This window comes from Nocardia veterana NBRC 100344 (assembly GCF_000308855.1).
Taxonomy (GTDB): domain Bacteria; phylum Actinomycetota; class Actinomycetes; order Mycobacteriales; family Mycobacteriaceae; genus Nocardia; species Nocardia veterana.
Genome location: NZ_BAGM01000092.1, coordinates 18,038 through 35,479 on the forward strand (window position 1 = coordinate 18,038; position 17,442 = coordinate 35,479).

At 68.8% G+C, this 17,442-nt stretch carries 17 protein-coding genes and 2 pseudogenes; 8 read left to right on the plus strand and 11 right to left on the minus strand.

Features of this window, described 5'->3' with window-relative positions:
- Positions 1–2 precede the first annotated feature (2 nt).
- Together miaA and ON37_RS15885 are read right to left on the minus strand one after the other, a co-directional pair.
- Positions 3–914: a tRNA (adenosine(37)-N6)-dimethylallyltransferase MiaA gene (miaA, locus tag ON37_RS15880; protein WP_085997310.1), complete on the minus strand. Its 912-nt coding sequence runs from the start codon at positions 912–914 to the stop codon at positions 3–5.
- The gene (locus ON37_RS15885; RefSeq protein ID WP_040720338.1) at positions 911–1,684 is read right to left on the minus strand and encodes a class III extradiol ring-cleavage dioxygenase family protein; all 774 of its coding nucleotides are present in this window, start codon (positions 1,682–1,684) and stop codon (positions 911–913) included. The genes miaA and ON37_RS15885 overlap by 4 nt, the downstream gene beginning before the upstream one ends.
- Before the next feature lie 208 nt (positions 1,685–1,892).
- Here ON37_RS15885 and ON37_RS15890 point away from each other — a divergent pair, with 208 nt between their 5' ends.
- Both ON37_RS15890 and ON37_RS15895 read left to right on the plus strand, forming a co-directional pair.
- Positions 1,893–3,365 (plus strand): DUF349 domain-containing protein, encoded by a 1,473-nt coding sequence (locus ON37_RS15890; RefSeq protein WP_040720339.1) that lies wholly within the window; start codon positions 1,893–1,895, stop codon positions 3,363–3,365.
- Between the two features lie 65 nt (positions 3,366–3,430).
- Positions 3,431–3,832: a nitroreductase/quinone reductase family protein gene (locus ON37_RS15895; RefSeq protein WP_040720397.1), complete on the plus strand. Its 402-nt coding sequence runs from the start codon at positions 3,431–3,433 to the stop codon at positions 3,830–3,832.
- A 7-nt stretch (positions 3,833–3,839) separates the two neighbouring features.
- Here the strand turns inward: ON37_RS15895 and ON37_RS15900 are convergent, their stop codons facing one another.
- Together ON37_RS15900 and miaB are read right to left on the minus strand one after the other, a co-directional pair.
- On the minus strand, positions 3,840–4,421 hold the full coding sequence (locus ON37_RS15900; protein ID WP_040720398.1) for an Rv2732c family membrane protein: 582 nt from the start codon (positions 4,419–4,421) through the stop codon (positions 3,840–3,842).
- A 148-nt stretch (positions 4,422–4,569) separates the two neighbouring features.
- Positions 4,570–6,165, minus strand: coding sequence for a tRNA (N6-isopentenyl adenosine(37)-C2)-methylthiotransferase MiaB (gene miaB, locus ON37_RS15905; protein ID WP_040720341.1), 1,596 nt, complete (start codon positions 6,163–6,165; stop codon positions 4,570–4,572).
- A gap of 306 nt (positions 6,166–6,471) precedes the next feature.
- On the opposite strand from miaB, the gene ON37_RS15910 reads away from it, so the two are divergent.
- From ON37_RS15910 to ON37_RS15925, 4 genes are all read left to right on the plus strand, one after another.
- The gene (locus ON37_RS15910; protein WP_040720399.1) at positions 6,472–7,200 is read left to right on the plus strand and encodes an amino acid ABC transporter ATP-binding protein; all 729 of its coding nucleotides are present in this window, start codon (positions 6,472–6,474) and stop codon (positions 7,198–7,200) included.
- 85 nt (positions 7,201–7,285) lie between these two features.
- Entirely contained in the window at positions 7,286–8,116 is an 831-nt protein-coding gene (locus tag ON37_RS15915) for a glutamate ABC transporter substrate-binding protein (protein WP_040720342.1), read from the plus strand.
- Between the two features lie 21 nt (positions 8,117–8,137).
- Positions 8,138–8,824, plus strand: coding sequence for an amino acid ABC transporter permease (locus tag ON37_RS15920; protein WP_040720343.1), 687 nt, complete (start codon positions 8,138–8,140; stop codon positions 8,822–8,824).
- Positions 8,821–9,723 carry an amino acid ABC transporter permease gene (locus ON37_RS15925; RefSeq protein ID WP_040720344.1) on the plus strand — a complete coding sequence of 301 codons (903 nt, stop codon included), beginning with the start codon at positions 8,821–8,823 and terminating at the stop codon, positions 9,721–9,723. Before ON37_RS15920 ends, ON37_RS15925 begins: the two co-directional genes overlap by 4 nt.
- A gap of 249 nt (positions 9,724–9,972) precedes the next feature.
- Here the strand turns inward: ON37_RS15925 and ON37_RS34690 are convergent, their stop codons facing one another.
- The 4 genes and pseudogenes from ON37_RS34690 to ON37_RS15945 form a co-directional block, all read right to left on the minus strand.
- Positions 9,973–10,521, minus strand: a complete 549-nt coding sequence (locus ON37_RS34690; protein WP_245553222.1) for a RecX family transcriptional regulator — start codon at positions 10,519–10,521, stop codon at positions 9,973–9,975.
- A gap of 36 nt (positions 10,522–10,557) precedes the next feature.
- Positions 10,558–11,139, minus strand: a pseudogene (recX, locus tag ON37_RS15935) (recombination regulator RecX); the annotation flags it as partial.
- A gap of 450 nt (positions 11,140–11,589) precedes the next feature.
- Positions 11,590–12,633, minus strand: coding sequence for a recombinase RecA (gene recA, locus ON37_RS15940; protein WP_040720345.1), 1,044 nt, complete (start codon positions 12,631–12,633; stop codon positions 11,590–11,592).
- A 125-nt stretch (positions 12,634–12,758) separates the two neighbouring features.
- Positions 12,759–13,805, minus strand: coding sequence for an Lrp/AsnC family transcriptional regulator (locus ON37_RS15945; RefSeq protein ID WP_051031645.1), 1,047 nt, complete (start codon positions 13,803–13,805; stop codon positions 12,759–12,761).
- Between the two features lie 142 nt (positions 13,806–13,947).
- Between ON37_RS15945 and ON37_RS34485 the strand changes: the two are divergent.
- Together ON37_RS34485 and ON37_RS15950 are read left to right on the plus strand one after the other, a co-directional pair.
- Positions 13,948–14,247, plus strand: a pseudogene (locus tag ON37_RS34485) (MFS transporter); the annotation flags it as partial.
- 106 nt (positions 14,248–14,353) lie between these two features.
- Positions 14,354–15,310, plus strand: a complete 957-nt coding sequence (locus ON37_RS15950) for an MFS transporter (RefSeq protein WP_281004685.1) — start codon at positions 14,354–14,356, stop codon at positions 15,308–15,310.
- A 62-nt stretch (positions 15,311–15,372) separates the two neighbouring features.
- Here the strand turns inward: ON37_RS15950 and ON37_RS15955 are convergent, their stop codons facing one another.
- From ON37_RS15955 to ON37_RS15965, 3 genes are all read right to left on the minus strand, one after another.
- Positions 15,373–15,861, minus strand: coding sequence for a nuclear transport factor 2 family protein (locus ON37_RS15955; RefSeq protein WP_051031646.1), 489 nt, complete (start codon positions 15,859–15,861; stop codon positions 15,373–15,375).
- A gap of 62 nt (positions 15,862–15,923) precedes the next feature.
- Positions 15,924–16,118 (minus strand): DUF3046 domain-containing protein, encoded by a 195-nt coding sequence (locus ON37_RS15960; protein ID WP_040720404.1) that lies wholly within the window; start codon positions 16,116–16,118, stop codon positions 15,924–15,926.
- 71 nt (positions 16,119–16,189) lie between these two features.
- Complete coding sequence (locus tag ON37_RS15965) at positions 16,190–17,353, minus strand: glycosyltransferase (RefSeq protein ID WP_040720346.1); 1,164 nt, start codon at positions 17,351–17,353, stop codon at positions 16,190–16,192.
- Positions 17,354–17,442: the final 89 nt, after the last annotated feature.

A 17,442-nucleotide genomic window follows, 5' to 3' on the forward strand; every position in this document is an offset into this window, starting at 1 on the left:
GGTCAGTCGGCGTGCGATATCACCTGGGCCAGTACCGAATCCACCAGCTGTGGTTCGGCGCCGTCGACCCAGTGCACGCGCGGGTCACGGCGGAACCACGACCGCTGCCGGCGCACGTAGCGGCGGGTGCCGATCACCGTGCGCTCGCGAGCGTGGTCCAGGTCGTATTCGTTGTCGAGGTAGGCCAGGACTTGTGCGTACCCGATGGCCCGGCGCGCCGTCTGCCCCGCGCGCAGCCCGCGGTCGATCAGGGCGCGCACCTCGTCGACGAGTCCGCCGGCGAACATGCTCTCGGTGCGTGCCTCGATCCGGGCGTCCAGTTCCGCCGTCTCCCGGTCGACGCCGATGATCGTCGTATTCCAGCGTGGGACGCCGCGCTGGGGTTGCGATGCCGCGAAGGGCCGCCCGGTCAACTCCACCACCTCGAGCGCGCGGACGATCCGCCGCCCGTCCGTGGGCAGGATCGTCTGCGCCGCAACCGGATCCGCGATCCGCAGGGCGGCGTGCACCGCCGCCACCCCTTCCCGTTCGAGAACGGCCTCCCATTTCTCGCGAACCCGGGTATCGGTGGCCGGGAACTCCCAGTCGTCGAGCAGCGCCTGCACGTACATCATCGAGCCGCCCACGATGATCGGCACCCGCCCTCGGCCGAGAATCGCCTCCACGTCGGCGGCGGCGGCGCTCTGATACGCGGCGACGGTGGCGGTTTCGGTCACCTCGAGCACATCGAGCTGATGATGCAGGATTCCGCGCCGGCGGTCGGGAGGCAGTTTGGCGGTCCCGATATCCATGCCGCGATAGAGCTGCATGGCGTCGATGTTGACGATCTCGCCATCGAGCCGCAGCGCCAATTCCAGTGCCAGATCGGACTTTCCGGTCGCGGTCGGACCGATCACCGCGATCGGCGCGCTCACCGCGCACCCGCCGGATACCAGACCGAGACGTGATAGCCGACCCCGAACGGCGCCCCGCGATACAGCGTTTCGACCTTCGGGTCGGCGGTGTCGGCGCCGAACAATCCGGCCAGCACCTGATACCCGGCCCGGCCCGCCACCTCCAGTTCGGCACACAGACCGGGATCCAGCTCGCCCAGACCCGCGCGGTCCCCCGCGTCCAGCGCGGTGTCGATCCGCCCCTGTTCGGCCTCCGCGCGCGGATCGAGATAGCCGGGTGAGGTGGTGGAGAGGGTGGCCGCGCCGTCGGCCACCACCAGCACGGCGTGCGATCGGGAATCGTCGTCGAGACGGGCGCGCAGCGTGGCACCGTATTCCGCGCACCGCGGGGGATCGGTGTCGGGATCGACCGGCAGCGCGACGGCCTCGATGTCGCCCGCCTCGTCGGACTCCGCGGCGGTCCGGCCGCGCAGCCATGCCCCGACCAGCAGCGGCGTCGGCCAGTGCGGATCCGCCGGCGCGTCGCCGTCCTCGGATCCGGACAGGCTCACCCGCACATCGGCTCCGAAACCGCGGAAGCTACCGACGCCGGTCGGCGCCGGGCCGGAGCCCGCACCGACGATCGTCCAGTGCCGGGCCTGGCGTCCCAGCATCCGCCCGGCGTCCAGCACGGCCGCCCGCAACTGCGGCACCAGTGCGGCCGGATGATCGGAATCGGTCAGCGGTGTCCCACCACCCAATTCGGGGATCAGGACGAGCGGCGACGGAATCAACGCGGCGACACGGAACACTCGTCAACGGTAGCGGCCCCGGCTCGGCGGCCGCCGAGGCCGTCGCCCGAGCAGGTCGTGCCGCCACCAAGGCCTTCCCACCGCCCTCACCCGTCACTCGCTGCACGCCACCGCCGTCAAGAGAGGGCAATTCTGTCTCCTGGCTGGTTGAATGGGATCTGCTAGGGCGTAACCAGGCAGCCGTGACGCGCGGCAGGGACGAGGAGCGATGACCGACAACAGCGGAACCGAGAAGGCAGTGCATCCGGAAACCGGCGCGGCGCAGCGGTCCAGCAATCCCGCCGCGAAGCGTCCGAGCCCGGCCGATGCCGCACCGAAGCCCGGCGCACACCCACGCGCAGCCGGAGTACCCAAGCCGGGCGCGCCCAAACCCGGCACGCCGACCCAGCATGTCAAACCCGCTCCCGTTCCCGGTCCGGCCCACGAACATCCGCATCCGGTGGTGGTTCCCACGGTCAGCGATCCGAGCAAATGGGGCCGGGTGGACGACGACGGCACCGCCTGGGTGAAAACCGCCGACGGCGAGCGCGTGATCGGCTCCTGGCAGGCCGGTGACGCGGCCGAGGGACTGGCCCACTTCGGGCGCCGATTCGACGACCTGGCCACCGAGGTCGCCCTGCTGGAGGCGCGGCTGGCCGCCGGCACCGACGCGCGCAAGACCAAGGCCGCGGCCCTCGCGCTGGCCGAATCGCTGCCCACGGCCGCGGTCATCGGGGATATCGACGGCTTGGCCCAGCGGTTGCAGGCGATCATCGAACACTCCGACGAGGCGGCCGCCCACGCCAAGGAGGAGAAGGAACGCGCCCGCCACGAGCACACCGAGCGCAAGGAAGCGCTGTGCGCGGAGGCCGAGCAGATCGCCGCCGAATCCACCCAGTGGAAGGCCGCGGGTGATCGGCTGCGCGAAATCCTCGACGAGTGGAAGTCCATCCGTGGCGTCGATCGCAAGGTCGACGACGCGCTGTGGCGGCGTTTCTCCAAGGCACGCGAGGCGTTCAACCGGCGGCGCGGCGCCCACTTCGCCGAACTGGATCGCGAACGCGCGGCGGCGAAGGCACGCAAGGAGGAGTTGTGCTTGCGCGCCGAGGAGCTCTCCGATTCCACCGACTGGGTGGGCACGGCAGCCGTCTTCCGCGACCTGCTCACCGAGTGGAAGGCCGCAGGGCGCGCCCCCCGCGAGGCCGATGAGCAACTGTGGCGGCGGTTCAAAGCCGCGCAGGACGTGTTCTTCGCGGCGCGCAATGCCGCCGCCTCCGAGCGCGATGCCGAGTTCGAGCAGAACGCGGCCGCCAAGGAAGAGTTGCTGCGCACCTACGAGGACCGGATCCCGGAGCGGATCGACCCCGATACCGTGGATTCCGCCCGTGCCGCCCTGCGCGACCTGCAGGAACGCTGGGACGAGATCGGGAAGGTGCCGCGCGAGCGCATGCACGAACTCGAGGGCCGGCTGCGCGCGATGGAGAAGCGGGTCCGCGAGGCGGTCGACGCCCAGTGGCGCCGGACCGATCCGGAGGCGATGGCGCGTGCGGCCCAGTTCCGTGAGCGGGTGGCCCAATTCGAGGAGCAGGCCGCCAAGGCCGAGGCCGCGGGCCGCAAACGCGACGCCGAGAAGGCACTCGAACAGGCGAAGCAGTGGCGGGAATGGGCCGACGCGGCGGAGGGTGCGGTCAGCCGCCGCTGATCGGACGAGCGGACCGATACACACCGGACAACGCTGTGTCGAATGCTGCCGACGAGGAGTGGGCCGTGGATGTGCGGGCAACCAACCGCCGGGTGATCGAGCAATTCCGGGCCGGCGGCCCGGTCGAGGGCATGCACCGGGATCGGCTGGTGCTGCTCACCACGACCGGCCGCCGCACCGGAAACCCACACACCACGCCGATGATGTTCCACCGCGACGGCGACCGATTGCTCGTCGTCGCCTCGAATGTGGGCGCGCCGAATCATCCGGACTGGTACTTGAATCTGGTCGCCGATCCGGCGGTGACGGTGGAGTTGGCCGACGACACGTGGTCCGCGACCGCCACCCCACTGCGCGACGGCCACTACGAACGCGCGTGGGCCGAGCTGACCCGGCTGTATCCGTTCTTCGCCGAGCACGCCCGCAAGACCGTGCGCACCATCCCGGTCGTGGCCCTGACCCGCTGATCTGCCGTCAGGCGTCGTCCCCGAACAGCCGGCGCCGGTCGCGCTCCTCCTGTTCGGCGGCGGCGATGCGGCGGCGCTCCTCGGCCTCGAGCTGCAATGCGGTCCGGCTCCACACCACGCGAATCCAGTGGAAGGTCAGCACGATGATCGCGACCGTCGCCAGGATCAGGCCGATGCCGGGGCCCGCGCCGTGGTAGTTCCCCAGTCCCGGGGTCTGCCGGTGCCAGATCGACAGCACGCCGAAAACGCTGCCCACCGCTGATCCGGCCACCGCCACCCAGGCCAGCGCCCACCGCCGGGTCACCAGGGCCAGGGAGGAGAAGCCGATTCCGAAGATCACCACGAACCATTCGAACACCCGCGACGGCAATCCGATGTGCTCGAACTGCGCGTTGTGATCGAAGGCCAGCACGTCCAGACCGCGGGCGCCACCGGCATGCGGGAGAATCAGCGACAGCAGGAGCGCGAAGACCGCGATCGCCACCACCATCGCCCGCGTACCGGGGTCGATCTCGCCGGCGATCTTGCGCTCGACGGCCTCGAGGTCGCCGCGGAACTGTTCGAAAACCTTCGATTCGGCGGGGTTCATATTCTCCTCGTTCGGCTTCCCGGCAGGCTGGGGTTCGGTCGGCGGCTGCGGGGACGGATCGGCCGGCGATCCGCCCGCCGACTCGTCGCCGGCCCGCGGTCGCTCCGGGCGCTGGCCGTTCTCGTCACCACGGTCGGTCATCGGGCGTTCACGCCCCACATCCGGCATCGCAGGACGATGCGGCGGGCAGCGGCTCGGGCGCGCCGATGCGCGGCAGGCCCAGACCGACCCCGATCGGCGCGGTCTTCGGCAGCACTCCCCGTTCGAAGGCATCCCCCGCGCGGGTCCGGCGGTGGCTGTGCACCGGGCCGTCCGCGATCAGGTGGTGGGGTGCGGCGCCGGTGATGTCGACGGTGACGATATCGCCGGGCCGAATGGCCGCGTCGGCTGCGGGCCGGAAATGCACCAGCCGGCCGTCGCGCGCACGGCCACTCATCCGGGCGGTCGCGGCGTTCTTCTTGCCGGCGCCGTCGGCGACCAGCAGTTCCACCTCGGTGCCGATGAGCGCGCGGTTGGCGTCCAGCGAAATCTGTTCCTGCAGTTCGATCAGCCGGTCGTAGCGTTCCTGCACCACGGCCTTGGGCACCTGGTCGGGCATGGTCGCCGCGGGGGTGCCGGGGCGGATCGAGTACTGGAAGGTGAACGCGCTGGTGAATCGCGCCTGCCGCACGACGTCGAGGGTTTCGAGGAAATCCTCCTCGGTCTCGCCCGGGAAACCGACGATGATGTCGGTGGTGATGGCGGCGTGCGGCATCGCGGCCCGCACCTTCTCGATGATGCCGAGGTAGCGATCCTTGCGGTAGGAGCGCCGCATCGCCTTGAGCACCCGATCGGACCCCGATTGCAGCGGCATGTGCAGCTGCGGGCAGACATTCGGCGTCTGCGCCATCGCCTCGATCACATCGTCGGTGAATTCGGCCGGATGCGGCGAGGTGAAGCGCACGCGCTCGAGTCCCTCGATGCCACCGCAGGCGCGCAGCAGTTTCGCGAAGGCGCCGCGATCGCGCTGTTCGGTTGCGAATTCGGCCGGATGTCCTTGCGGCAGTGCGGGTTCGGCGAAATTCACGCCGTAGGAGTTCACGTTCTGCCCGAGCAGGGTCACCTCGAGCACCCCCTGATCGACCAGGGCCTGTACCTCGGCCAGCACATCACCGGGGCGCCGGTCGACCTCCTTGCCGCGCAGCGACGGGACGATGCAGAAGGTGCAGGTGTTGTTGCAGCCGACCGAGATCGACACCCAGCCGGCATAGGCGGATTCGCGCCGGGCCGGCAGTGTCGAGGGGAACGCCTCCAGCGATTCCAGGATCTCGACCTGTGCCTGCTCGTTGTGGCGGGCGCGTTCGAGCAGTACCGGCAGCGATCCGATGTTGTGGGTGCCGAATACGACATCCACCCACGGCGCCTTGCGCACCACGGTGTCGCGATCCTTCTGCGCCAGACAACCGCCCACCGCGATCTGCATGCCGGGCCGCTCGGCCTTGATCGGCGCCAGATGGCCGAGCGTGCCGTAGAGCTTGTTGTCGGCGTTCTCGCGCACAGCGCAGGTGTTGAACACCACCAGGTCCGCCGTCTCACCGCCGGTGACCTTGGTGTATCCGGCGTCCTCGAGCAGGCCCGACAGCCGTTCGGAGTCGTGCACGTTCATCTGGCAGCCGTAGGTGCGAACCTCGTAGGTCCGCCGGGGCTGCGGATCGGAGGCCGATTCGGGGGCGCGTCCCGCAGCCGAATGCGCTGCAACCTGCATGGACGAATTCACGGGTCCAGGGTAGACGCTGCGGGATATCGCCCGCCCACCCCGGTGGCCGGACAGCCGCGCGCGGTGACCACGGTCACGCGAAGGGCGGCCCAAGTCACCGCCGGGTTAAGGGCAGGCGGCGACGGCGCGACGCACGTGCTAAAAGTGCGCATTTCGCGCAGGACCGCTCTAGGGTCGACTGTCATGACCGATGCTGCCGACGCAACTCCCGGCACCGCCGGCACTGGGAACACCCCCGATCCCGGTGCGCCCACCGCGGCCGGCGCCCACCCGCGCACCGACGCGGTACCTCCGATGATCTCGATGCGCAACGTGGACAAGCATTTCGGCGATCTGCACGTGCTCCGGGCGGTGAACCTGGAAGTGCCGCGCGGACAGGTGGTGATCGTGCTGGGCCCCTCCGGCTCCGGCAAGTCGACGCTGTGCCGGACCATCAACCGCCTCGAGCCGATCGATTCGGGCACCATCGCGGTCGACGGCGTGGAACTACCGGCCGAGGGCCGTGCGCTGGCGAAGTTGCGCGCGGACGTCGGCATGGTCTTCCAGTCGTTCAATCTGTTCGCGCACAAAACCATTCTGGACAATGTCGTCCTTGCGCCGGTGAAGGTGCGCCGCATCGACAAGAAGCAGGCCCGCGCGCGGGCGATGGAATTGCTCGAGCGGGTCGGTATCGCCGATCAGGCCGACAAATATCCCGCGCAACTGTCGGGCGGCCAGCAGCAACGGGTGGCGATCGCCCGGGCCCTGGCCATGAATCCGAAGGTGATGCTGTTCGACGAACCCACATCCGCACTGGATCCGGAAATGGTGAACGAGGTCTTGGAGGTGATGGTGTCACTGGCCAAGGAGGGAATGACAATGCTGGTCGTCACCCACGAAATGGGCTTCGCCCGCCGGGCGGGCGACCGGGTGCTGTTCATGGCCGACGGGCAGATCGTCGAGGATGCGCCGCCCGAAACCTTCTTCACCGCACCCGCTTCCGAGCGCGCCAAGGATTTCTTGGGCAAAATCTTGAGCCATTGATCGCTGTTCCCGGCCGCGGTGGCACCGACTGCTGAAATTCGCACCGCGCGCGACCCTTCACACGTCACGAGAGAGAAGGCATTCGATGAGGATCACCCGAGCGCTGCGGTTCGGCATCGGCGCGCTGGCCATCGCGGTCGTCGCGACCGGATGCGGTGGCGGCAGCAACAAGACCGCCACCGAACACGCCTCCGAAGGCAAACTCACCATCGGCATCAAATTCGATCAGCCGGGTCTGGGACTGCGTAACCGGGACGGTTCGTTCTCCGGATTCGACGTGGATGTCGCGACCTATGTCGCCGGCAAGCTCGGGGTGAGCCCGGACAAGATCACCTTCAAGGAAGCTCCCTCCGCACAGCGTGAGACGTTGATCCAGAACGGGCAGGTCGACTATGTGGTCGGCACCTACTCGATCACCGATCAGCGCAAGCAGAAGGTCGACTTCGCCGGGCCGTATTACGTTGCGGGACAATCGTTGCTGGTTCGCGCCGACAACACCGACATCACCGGCCCGGAGTCGCTGAAGGGCGGAAAGAAGCTCTGCTCGGTGAAGGGCTCCACTCCCGCGCAGAACATCCAGAAGAATTTCGCCAATGATGTGCAGTTGCAGGAATACGACACTTATTCGCTGTGTGTGGAGGCGTTGAAGTCGGGCGCTGTGGACGCCGTGACCACCGACAACATCATCCTCGCCGGATATGCCGCACAGTCGCCGGGACAGTTGAAGGTCGTCGGTCAGCCGTTCACCACGGAGAACTATGGCATCGGCCTGAAGAAGGGCGACAAGGAATCTCGCGACAAGATCAACGATGCGATCGAATCGATGATCAACGACGGCTCCTGGAAGGCGTCGCTGGCGAAGAATCTCGGTCCCACCTTCCAGATCCCGAACCCGCCGCAGGTCGACCGCTACTGATCGCGAAGGGACACCGGCACCGTGTTCGATCTGATCTCCCGCTACGACCGTCAGCTGCTGGACGCCTTCTGGGTGACCATCAAACTGACCGTGTTGTCCGCGATCGGGGCGCTGATCATCGGCACCCTGGTGGCGGCGATGCGCGTATCGCCGATTCCGGTGGCGCGCTGGATCGGCACGGCGTACGTGACGATTTTCCGCAATACCCCGCTCACGCTGATTCTGGTGTTCTGTTCGCTCGGCCTCTACACCACCCTCGGCATCAAACTCGCGAGTGCGAGTTCGGGCCTGGATTTCCTGCCCACCAACAACTTTCGGTTCGCGGTGCTGGGACTGAGCGTCTACACCGCCTCGTTCGTCTGCGAATCGCTGCGCGCCGGAATCAATACGGTGCCGCTCGGCCAGTCCGAGGCGGGGCGATCACTCGGCCTGACCTTCGGGCAGAACCTGCGGCATGTGGTGTTGCCGCAGGCGTTTCGGTCCGTGATCGCACCGCTGGGCAGCGTGCTGATCGCGCTGACGAAGAATTCCACGATCGCCTCGGCCATCGGCGTGGCCGAGGCGGCGGCATTGATGGCGTCGATGAACGAGACCGAGGCCGATATTCTCGCCATCGGCGCGATCTTCGCCCTCGGTTTCGTCATCCTCACGCTGCCGACCGGATTGCTGTTCGGCTGGCTCGCCCGGCGATTCGAGGTGAAGCGATGAGCGCGAACGCCTCGGTCCTCTACGACGTTCCGGGCCCGAAGGCCCGCCGGCGGCACGCGGTCTATTCGGTCCTGGTCCTGGCGGCCGTGGTGGCCGTGGGCTGGCTGGTATGGCGCGCTTTCGACCAGAAGGGACAGCTCACCGCCGAGAAGTGGAAGCCGTTCGTCGAGGCGGAGATCTGGCAGACCTACATCCTGCCCGGTCTGCGCGGGACGCTCGAGGCCGCCGCCCTGTCCATCGTCTTCGCGCTGGTGATCGGTACCGTGTTCGGCCTGCTGCGATTGTCCGATCATCGGGTGGTGCGCTGGGTGGCCGGCGCGATCGTCGAGGTGGCGCGCGCGATTCCGGTGCTGATCCTGATGATCTTCCTCTACAACTGGTTCGCCAAGGACAATCTGTTCGCCTCGGACCAGCTCGCGCTGGCGGCGGTGGTGATCGCGCTGACCGTCTACAACGGGTCGGTGATCGCCGAGATCGTGCGGTCGGGAATCCGCTCGTTGCCGCGCGGCCAGAGCGAAGCGGCGCAAGCGCTGGGGCTGCGCAAGGGGCAGATGATGCGGCTGATCCTGTTGCCGCAGGCGGTGACGGCGATGTTGCCGGCACTGATCTCGCAAATGGTGGTCGCGCTCAAGGACACCGCGCTGGGCTATCAGATCACGTATCAGGAGATCGTGCGGCAGGGTCAGCAGCTGGGTGCGGCCGAGCAGAACACGGTGCCCGCGCTGATCGTGGTCGCCGTCATCATGATCGCGCTGAACTGGGCGCTGACCTTCCTGGCCACCCGCCTGGAGCGCCGGCTGCGAGCGCGCCGGCGCGGCCGGACCGTCCTCGGGGTCGATTCGGTACTGACCGACGCCGCCCCTGGGGTGGACGTGTCCCGGGCGGGCGGCACACGCTGATCCCGCGCGGTCACGTCGCGCCGAGGTTGCGCTCGCATCGAGCGCAACCCTCGCCATCGAGTCCACGATCGCCGATCCTGAACACGCACCACCCCGGTCGCCGGGCCACGCCACTCGCGGCGACCGGGGATGGGTGTCCAACCGTTCGCATCGCCGCTGGTCGCCGCCGAGCCACGCCGGTCGTGAGGTGCCCGGGCAGGTCCCGGATGTGCGACGGTGCTGATCGCCGCACAGGGGTGCGCCGGCGGATCAGTCCGATGGGAACCCGTGCGCGAGTTCGGCGCGCACGACGGAATAGGCGAGCGACTGCCCGTATCCGCGACGGGCGAGCATTCCGACCAGGCGGTTGACGATCTTGTCCTCGGGAAGGTTGCGCGGCAGTGTCCGAATCTTGCGTCGAACCAGGTCCGCGGCCTGTTCCGCCTCGTCGTGCGCCGATTCGACCGCCAGAGGCGGGGTTTCGGCATCGACGCCGCCCGGCTCGGGCGCGATCGGATCCGCCGAAACCCTGTCGGCTACCGCGTTGTGCTCGGCGGCGGCCAATTCCTGTTTCACCACGGTGTAGGCGAGGGCTGGGCGATATCCGCGCCGGGCGAGCATCCCCACCAGCCGGGCGGTCGCCTTGTCCGCGGGGAGATCGCGGGGCAGCGTGCGGAGCTTCTTGCGGACCAGTTCCGCGGCCCGTTCGGAGTCGTCGGGGTCTCCGGTTCGCGGTCGACGGGAGGTGGTCGGTTGGGCTCCGGCGATCCCGTCTCCGGATGGCCCGTCGACGTCGAGTCGGTCGGCTCGATTCACCATTGCCCGGTTCGGTGCGGTGTCGTCCGAATCATGCTCTACCGCAGTGGATTCCGCGACGGTGCGCAGTTCTTCCGCAACTACCGCATAAGCCATGGACTGGTTGTATCCGCGCCGCGCGAGCATACCCACCAGGCGGTTGGTCGTTGTGTCGATCGGTAGGTCCTGCGGCAGAGCGGCGAGCTTACGGCGGACCAGGTCGGCGGCGCGGGCGCTTTCGTCTGCCGGTGTGATGGCGGCGAGAGCGGACTCGGCATCGGAATCGGAGACCCCTTTGCGCCGAAGTTCTTGTGCGAGAACCTTTTTCCCTTTGCCGGAGAAGGTGTGGCGCGAGTGCACCCACTGCTCCGCGAAGGCGGCATCGTCGATCAGCCCGACCTCGGCGAGTCGGTTCAGGGCGCGCTCGGCGACCTCGGGCGCGAAACCCTTGGCTGCGAGCTTGTCCGCGAGTTCGGCCCGGCTGCGGGCTCGGTCGGTCAGCAGACGCAGGCATATATCCTTCGCTTGAGCTTCGGTGCCCGCCTTCGGCGTGGATTGCGCTGCGTCGGAAGGTGATTCGCGCTCCTCGCCACGCGGCCGCCTGCGACGGCCACCGCCCCGGTCCGGGTCGACCCCGCGCATGTGGACGGATGCACCATCGGGGTCATACACGCCGTCGGAGCTCGCAGCGGCATCCCTGCCGGTCGGCTCATGCGCGTCGTTGCCGATCGGCGACCGCGAGCCACCGTCGGCAACGTCGACGTCGGTCTTCGACCGGCGGTTCGGACGACCGCTCGGGTTGTCCGAGAGTCCGTCCGCACTCCCCTGTCGCCGCGCGGCGGGAACCGCGCCGCCATCGGAGCGCCACAGTCCGGTAGGCGAATCCGCCGCATCTCCCGCGGATCGCCGGCGACGAGGCGAACCCCCGGGTCGGCGCCCGGGTTTCGACCGCTCACCTCCGGCATCGTCGGTGGACCGCGTGCGGGATTCGATATCCGCCAGCTGTCGCCGGAGTCGCTCGACGGCGTCGAGCCGAGAAGCGCCAGGGTCCGGGAAGGGCGTGGACCCCGGCGCGTCCCGGTCCGGCATCGGTTAGAAGTCGACGGGCGCCTCGGCACCCGCGTCTGCGGTGACATCGGCACCGATGCCGAGCTTCTCCTTGATCTTCTTCTCGATCTCGTCCCGCACGTCGGTGTTCTCCAGCAGGAACTTACGAGCGTTCTCCTTGCCCTGGCCGAGCTGATCGCCCTCGTAGGTGTACCAGGAGCCGGACTTGCGGATAAAGCCCTGATCGACGCCCATATCGATGATCGAGCCCTCCTTGGAGATGCCCGCACCGTAGAGGATGTCGAATTCGGCCTGCTTGAACGGCGGCGACACCTTGTTCTTGACGACCTTCACGCGGGTGCGGTTACCCACCGCATCGCTGCCGTCCTTCAGCGTCTCGATGCGGCGCACATCCAGACGCACCGAGGCGTAGAACTTCAATGCCTTACCGCCGGTGGTGGTTTCGGGCGAACCGAACATCACGCCGATCTTCTCGCGCAGCTGGTTGATGAAGATCGCGGTGGTGCCGGAGTTGTTGAGCGCACTGGTCATCTTGCGCAGCGCCTGGCTCATCAGGCGGGCCTGCAGACCGACATGGCTGTCGCCCATCTCGCCCTCGATTTCCGCGCGCGGCACCAGCGCCGCGACGGAGTCGATGACGATGATGTCCAGCGCGCCCGAGCGCACCAGCATGTCGGCGATCTCCAGCGCCTGCTCACCGGTATCCGGCTGGGAGACCAGCAGCGCGTCGGTATCGACCCCGAGTTTGCGGGCGTATTCCGGATCCAGCGCGTGTTCGGCGTCGATGAAGGCCGCGACGCCGCCGTTGGCCTGGGCGTTGGCGATGGCGTGCAGGGCGACCGTGGTCTTACCGGAGGATTCCGGACCGTAGATCTCCACGACGCGGCCCCGCGGCAGACCGCCGATGCCCAGCGCGACATCCAGGGCGATCGAGCCCGTCGGAATCACCGAGATGGGCTGGCGCGCCTCTTCACCCAGGCGCATGACCGCGCCCTTACCGAAGCTCTTCTCGACCTGCGCCAGAGCGAGCTCGAGCGCCTTGTCACGGTCGTAGGCCTGTGGTGCCATCGTCTGATCCCCTTCTGACGGGTAAGTCTCGTTGTGTGGTTGGCGCCCACGGTAGAGGGCGGCACCGACAAGTTCTGATGGCAAGCTTAGACGAACAGGTGTTCGAGGCAAGCGACGCGCCGTGCTCACCGGGTCCGGCCTCCGGTCGCGGTCGGTACCACCGCGATCCGATCGGTGTGCATCAACGCCTGCGCCTGTTTGAACATCCGCAGTGTCGGAGTGACCTCCACATCGACGATGCCGTCCAACGCGCCCAGCCGTTCGGTGATGTACCGGTACAGATGCGCGCTGTCCCGGCAGACGATCGAGGCGGCCAGGTTGGTCGGCCCGGTGGTCGCCCCGACGTACGCCGTCTCCGGATGGGCCGCGATCGCCCGTCCCACCGCGTCCAGGTCGGCCGGACGGGTCCGCACCCACAGCGAGGCCCGGACCGCATACCCCATCCGCTCGATGGCGAAGTCGAGATCGAAGTAGAGCACCCCGGCCGCCGTCAGTTCGGCCATGCGGCGCGCCACCCGGGAGGCGCTCCATCCGGTTTCGGCCGCCAGCCGGGCGTAGGAGGCGCGACCGTCGCGCGCGAGGACCGCGAGCATCGCCTCGTCGCCCGGGGACAGATCCACCGGCGCCTCGGGTCCGCGCACATCGTTCACCGCGGGCCGGCGCCCCAGCTGCCGCAACTGATCGGCGCTCAGCAATCGGCCGTAGCGCGGCCATTCCTCGGGCAGCGGAAATCGGTGGATCATCTCGTAGGCCGTCAACCCGGTGACCTGACTCGCCCGCGGAAGCACGTTGAGCAGCAAGGCATCTCGCTGTTCGAGCGATCGGGGACGACTGACGCAGGTCACCTCCGACCCGGTCGACAGCAGCGCCACCCAGCTGACGTCGGGCAGCCGGGCCAGCGATTCGGCCAACTGCAGCGCCTTGGCCGGGGTGGACTGCAGCCGCAGCATCCACCGGGTGTTACCCAGCGGCATGGTGTTGACCAGACCCGAGACGTGCAGCATGCCGCGTTGTCGCAGCGACCGATAGCGCCGGGCCACGGTCTGTTCGGAGACACCGAGGATCGCACCCAGTTTGGCGAACGGGATCCGGGCGTCGGTGACCAATCCGTGCACGATCTGCTTGTCGAGCGGATCGAGAACGGAGGATTCGATCTCATCTTCCGGGTTCATAGGCGGAAATCCCACGTCGATAGCCGGATGGCTGGATGGATAGCGCGACCTTTCGCACGCTTGGCGTCGATATCGTTCATACTCCCCGGAGGTCGCCATGCGGAAATGGCTCCCCTTGTTCGCGGCGTGCCTCGGCACGCTCATGCTGCTCATCGACGTCACCATCGTCAATGTCGCACTGCCCGACATCGCCGACGGCCTGGGCGCCGGTCTGTCCGGACTGCAATGGGTCGTCGACGGATACGCCCTGGCCCTCGCGGCATTGCTGTTGGTACTCGGCTCCTTCGCCGACCGGTTCGGCGCCGAGCGGACCTATCTGGCGGGCCTGGTGGTCTTCGCCGTCGCCTCGCTCGCCTGTGGACTCGCGGGCTCCACCGAGCTGCTGGTGGTCGCGCGGGCGGTACAGGGCATCGGCGGCGCGGCCGTCTTCGCGACCACGCTGTCGCTGCTGCACGCCACCTACACCGGCCGCGATCGCGGTATCGCCTTCGGCGCCTGGGGGGGCGATCGCGGGGGCGGCGGCCGGCATCGGCGTCGTCCTCGGCGGCGTGCTGACCGATCTGCTCTCGTGGCGGTGGATCTTCCTGGTGAATCTGCCGATCGCCGCGGTCGCGATCGTCTTGTCGCTGTCGGCGTTCGGCCCGGCGCAGCGGCGGCCCGACCGGAGCGTGGACGTCGCCGGGATGGTGGCCTTCGCCGGCGCGGCGACCGCCATCACCTACGGCATCGTCCGTGGCGGCGAATACGGCTGGGGCGACGGCGCGACGCTGGCGTCCCTGGCGGTCGGCGCACTGGCCGCGGTTGGCTTCGTGGTGATCGAAACCCGCAGCACCGCACCGATGTTCCCGCTCGCCCTGCTGCGCAACCGAGAATTCGGCGCCACGCTGATCGCCGCCGCAGGCTTCAATTTCGCCGCCTTCGCCACCAGCCCGCTGATCTCGCTGTGGCTACAGCAGCAGCTGCACCTGAGCCCGCTGCAGGCAGGCCTGTCGATGCTGCCGATGGCGCTCACCGCCTTCCTGGTCTCGGCCGTCTTCGGGCGTCGGCTGCACGATGCCGCGCCGCGCTGGACGATCGGCGGCGGGCTGCTGATCATCGGCGCCGGCGCCGGTCTGCTGGGCCTGATCGACACTGGATCATCGTGGAGCGCACTACTTTTCGGTTATGTGGTGCTCGGCATCGGGATCGGCGTGCTGGCGCCCCCGCTCGTGGCGGTCGCGATGGCCGCGGTCTCCCCGCAGCAGAGCGGCACCGCCGCGGGCGCGGTGAACACCGCCCGTCAGCTCGGTCTCGCCCTCGGGGTCGCGGTGCTGGGCACGGTGTTCCGCGGCACGGCCGGCGAGGGCCGGATCACGGTGGCGCAGTTCGTTTCCGGACTGGACGCCGCGGTCGCGGTCGCGGCCGGCGTCGGCATTCTCGGCGGCGTCGTCGCCTTCGCGCTCCTACGCGGTCGCAGCGAGGCGGCGCCGGTGGAACCCGTCACCGCAGAGGTCACGGTCGGCTGAGCGACTCGCCCCGCCGAGACGGATTCCCCACAGCGCCACCGCGTTCCACGCGAGCGGTCGTTTCACGCGGCCGGACCCAGCCCCGCCGGCAGGCTCGGCGGGGTGCCCTGGGTCCAGGTGATCCGCAGCGCCGAAGCGGAGATCCGCCAGCCGTCCGCGGTCCGGACCAGGTCGGTATCGGTATGTCCGGCGGAGATGAAGATCGATTCGGAACCGTCGGCCAGCACGTGGGTGCTCAGTTGCGCGCCGCGAACCCTGGCCCGATCGCCGTCGAGTTCGATCACCGGATTCGTTCCCAGATGGACGGTCCGGTCGAACAACGCCATGCCGCGCCGGATATGCGCGAGGACGGCATCGCGCCCGTGGACGGTGCCGATCGGCATTTCGGCCGTGACGTCCTCGGTGAAGTAGGTGCGCGCCCACTGCTCGTCGAAGACGCCGTCGTCCAGGGAGCGCAGGTAGCGATCCAGCAGGTCGGTGATGTCGGCCCGGTCCAGCAACTCCTGGATCCGGCGCGTGGTGATCTCGGTGTTCGTATCCTCAGCGGTCATGACCCAAGCCTGCAACCTCGACTTAAGTTGAGGTCAACGGGGCTGTGACCCAGCCGACAAGGTCACCATCGATGCTTGGGCACATCGAATTCGGCGCACAGCGCCCGCCAGACCTCGCGAGGGTCGACACCATCCTCGATCGCCTGGGCGCCGGTGCGGCCGTTCATCGCGGGCAGGACATGATCGGCCAGCAGCAGGTCGCCGCGGGCGACGCCGAATTCGGTATGCAAGAGTTCCTGGAATTCAGTCAACCGCACCGTGCCGAGGGTACCGGGCACCGGCGCGCCGCGGCCATCGCCTCCGCACCGGGTGCGCCCGCAGCGGATCGTCAGTTCGCCCGCACCCGGTCCAGGACGCGATGGCAGACCTCGACCGGATCCTCGACCTCGGCGGCGGACGCCGCGGCCGCCGCGGCGCGTTGCCGATAGGAATCATCGCTCAGCACGGTGCGCACCGCGGCCCGCAGCGCTTCGATGGTGAACGGCCGGACCAATATCGAACTCCCCTGCCGCACAGCGCGATTCGCGAGCTCCCACTGATCGCCGCCACCGGGTACGGTCACGATCGGGACCCCCGCCAGCAGGGTTTTGGCCAGCAGTCCGTGCCCACCCCCGCCGACGACCACCGCGGCATGGCGGAGCAGGTCGTCCTGGCGACCCAGCCCCGCGGTCGCCCACGGCGGCAGATCCGACGGTGGGGTGTCGAGCATGGAGATCGCCACGCGCACGTCGCTGTCGGCGAGGGCCGCGAGCGCGCCGGAGGCGAGATCGCCGACCCCCGTCTGCGCCGTCGAGGGGGCGACCATCACCAGCGGGCGATCGCCCGGCGGCAGCGGCAATGTGCGCGTCGTCGGCTCCCACAGCAACGGCCCGACGATATGCGCGTGGTCGGGCCAGTCGGGCCGATCCACCTCCAGGGCGGGCAAGGTGGCGATCAGCCGGGCGTCCGGTCCCGGATCGGCCTCGGGCAGCCCCACACTCGCCCGCGCCACCGCGCGCTGCCGTTCCCCGCGAGTGATCGCTCGGGCGGTCAGGCCGCGCAGCACGGTGTCGCGCATCCGGCCCCGCAGCCCTTCCCCCGGAGCCAGCCCACTTCCGATGGGCGGCAACGCCTTCGACGGCAGATACAGCGGATGCGGCGACAACTCGACCCACGGCACTCCCAGCCGCTCGGCCGCCATCCCACCGCCGGCGGTCAGCACATCCGACACCACCAGCTCCGGCAGCATCGCGCTGAGGTCGGGCAGAATTTCGGACGAAATATGGGCGGCCCGTTCGTGAATGCGCGCACCCGCGTCCCGGTCGTCGTCCTGCGGCCGGGGCGCCAGGCCCTTCAACCGCCGCACCGCGATACCCGCCGCGCGGGCGGCCTCGAACCAGCGTGGACTGGTGAACAACACCGGATCATCGCCCGCCCGGAGGAACCGCAGGCACAACGCGATCGCCGGAAACGCATGACCCGGATCCGGCCCCGCGACGACAGCCACTCGCATGCGCCCCACCATGCCATACCCGGTACCGAGCGGATGCCGGGCGGGCGGAGCTACCCGAGCGTCATGAATCCGGCAGTCGGCGTTCGTGT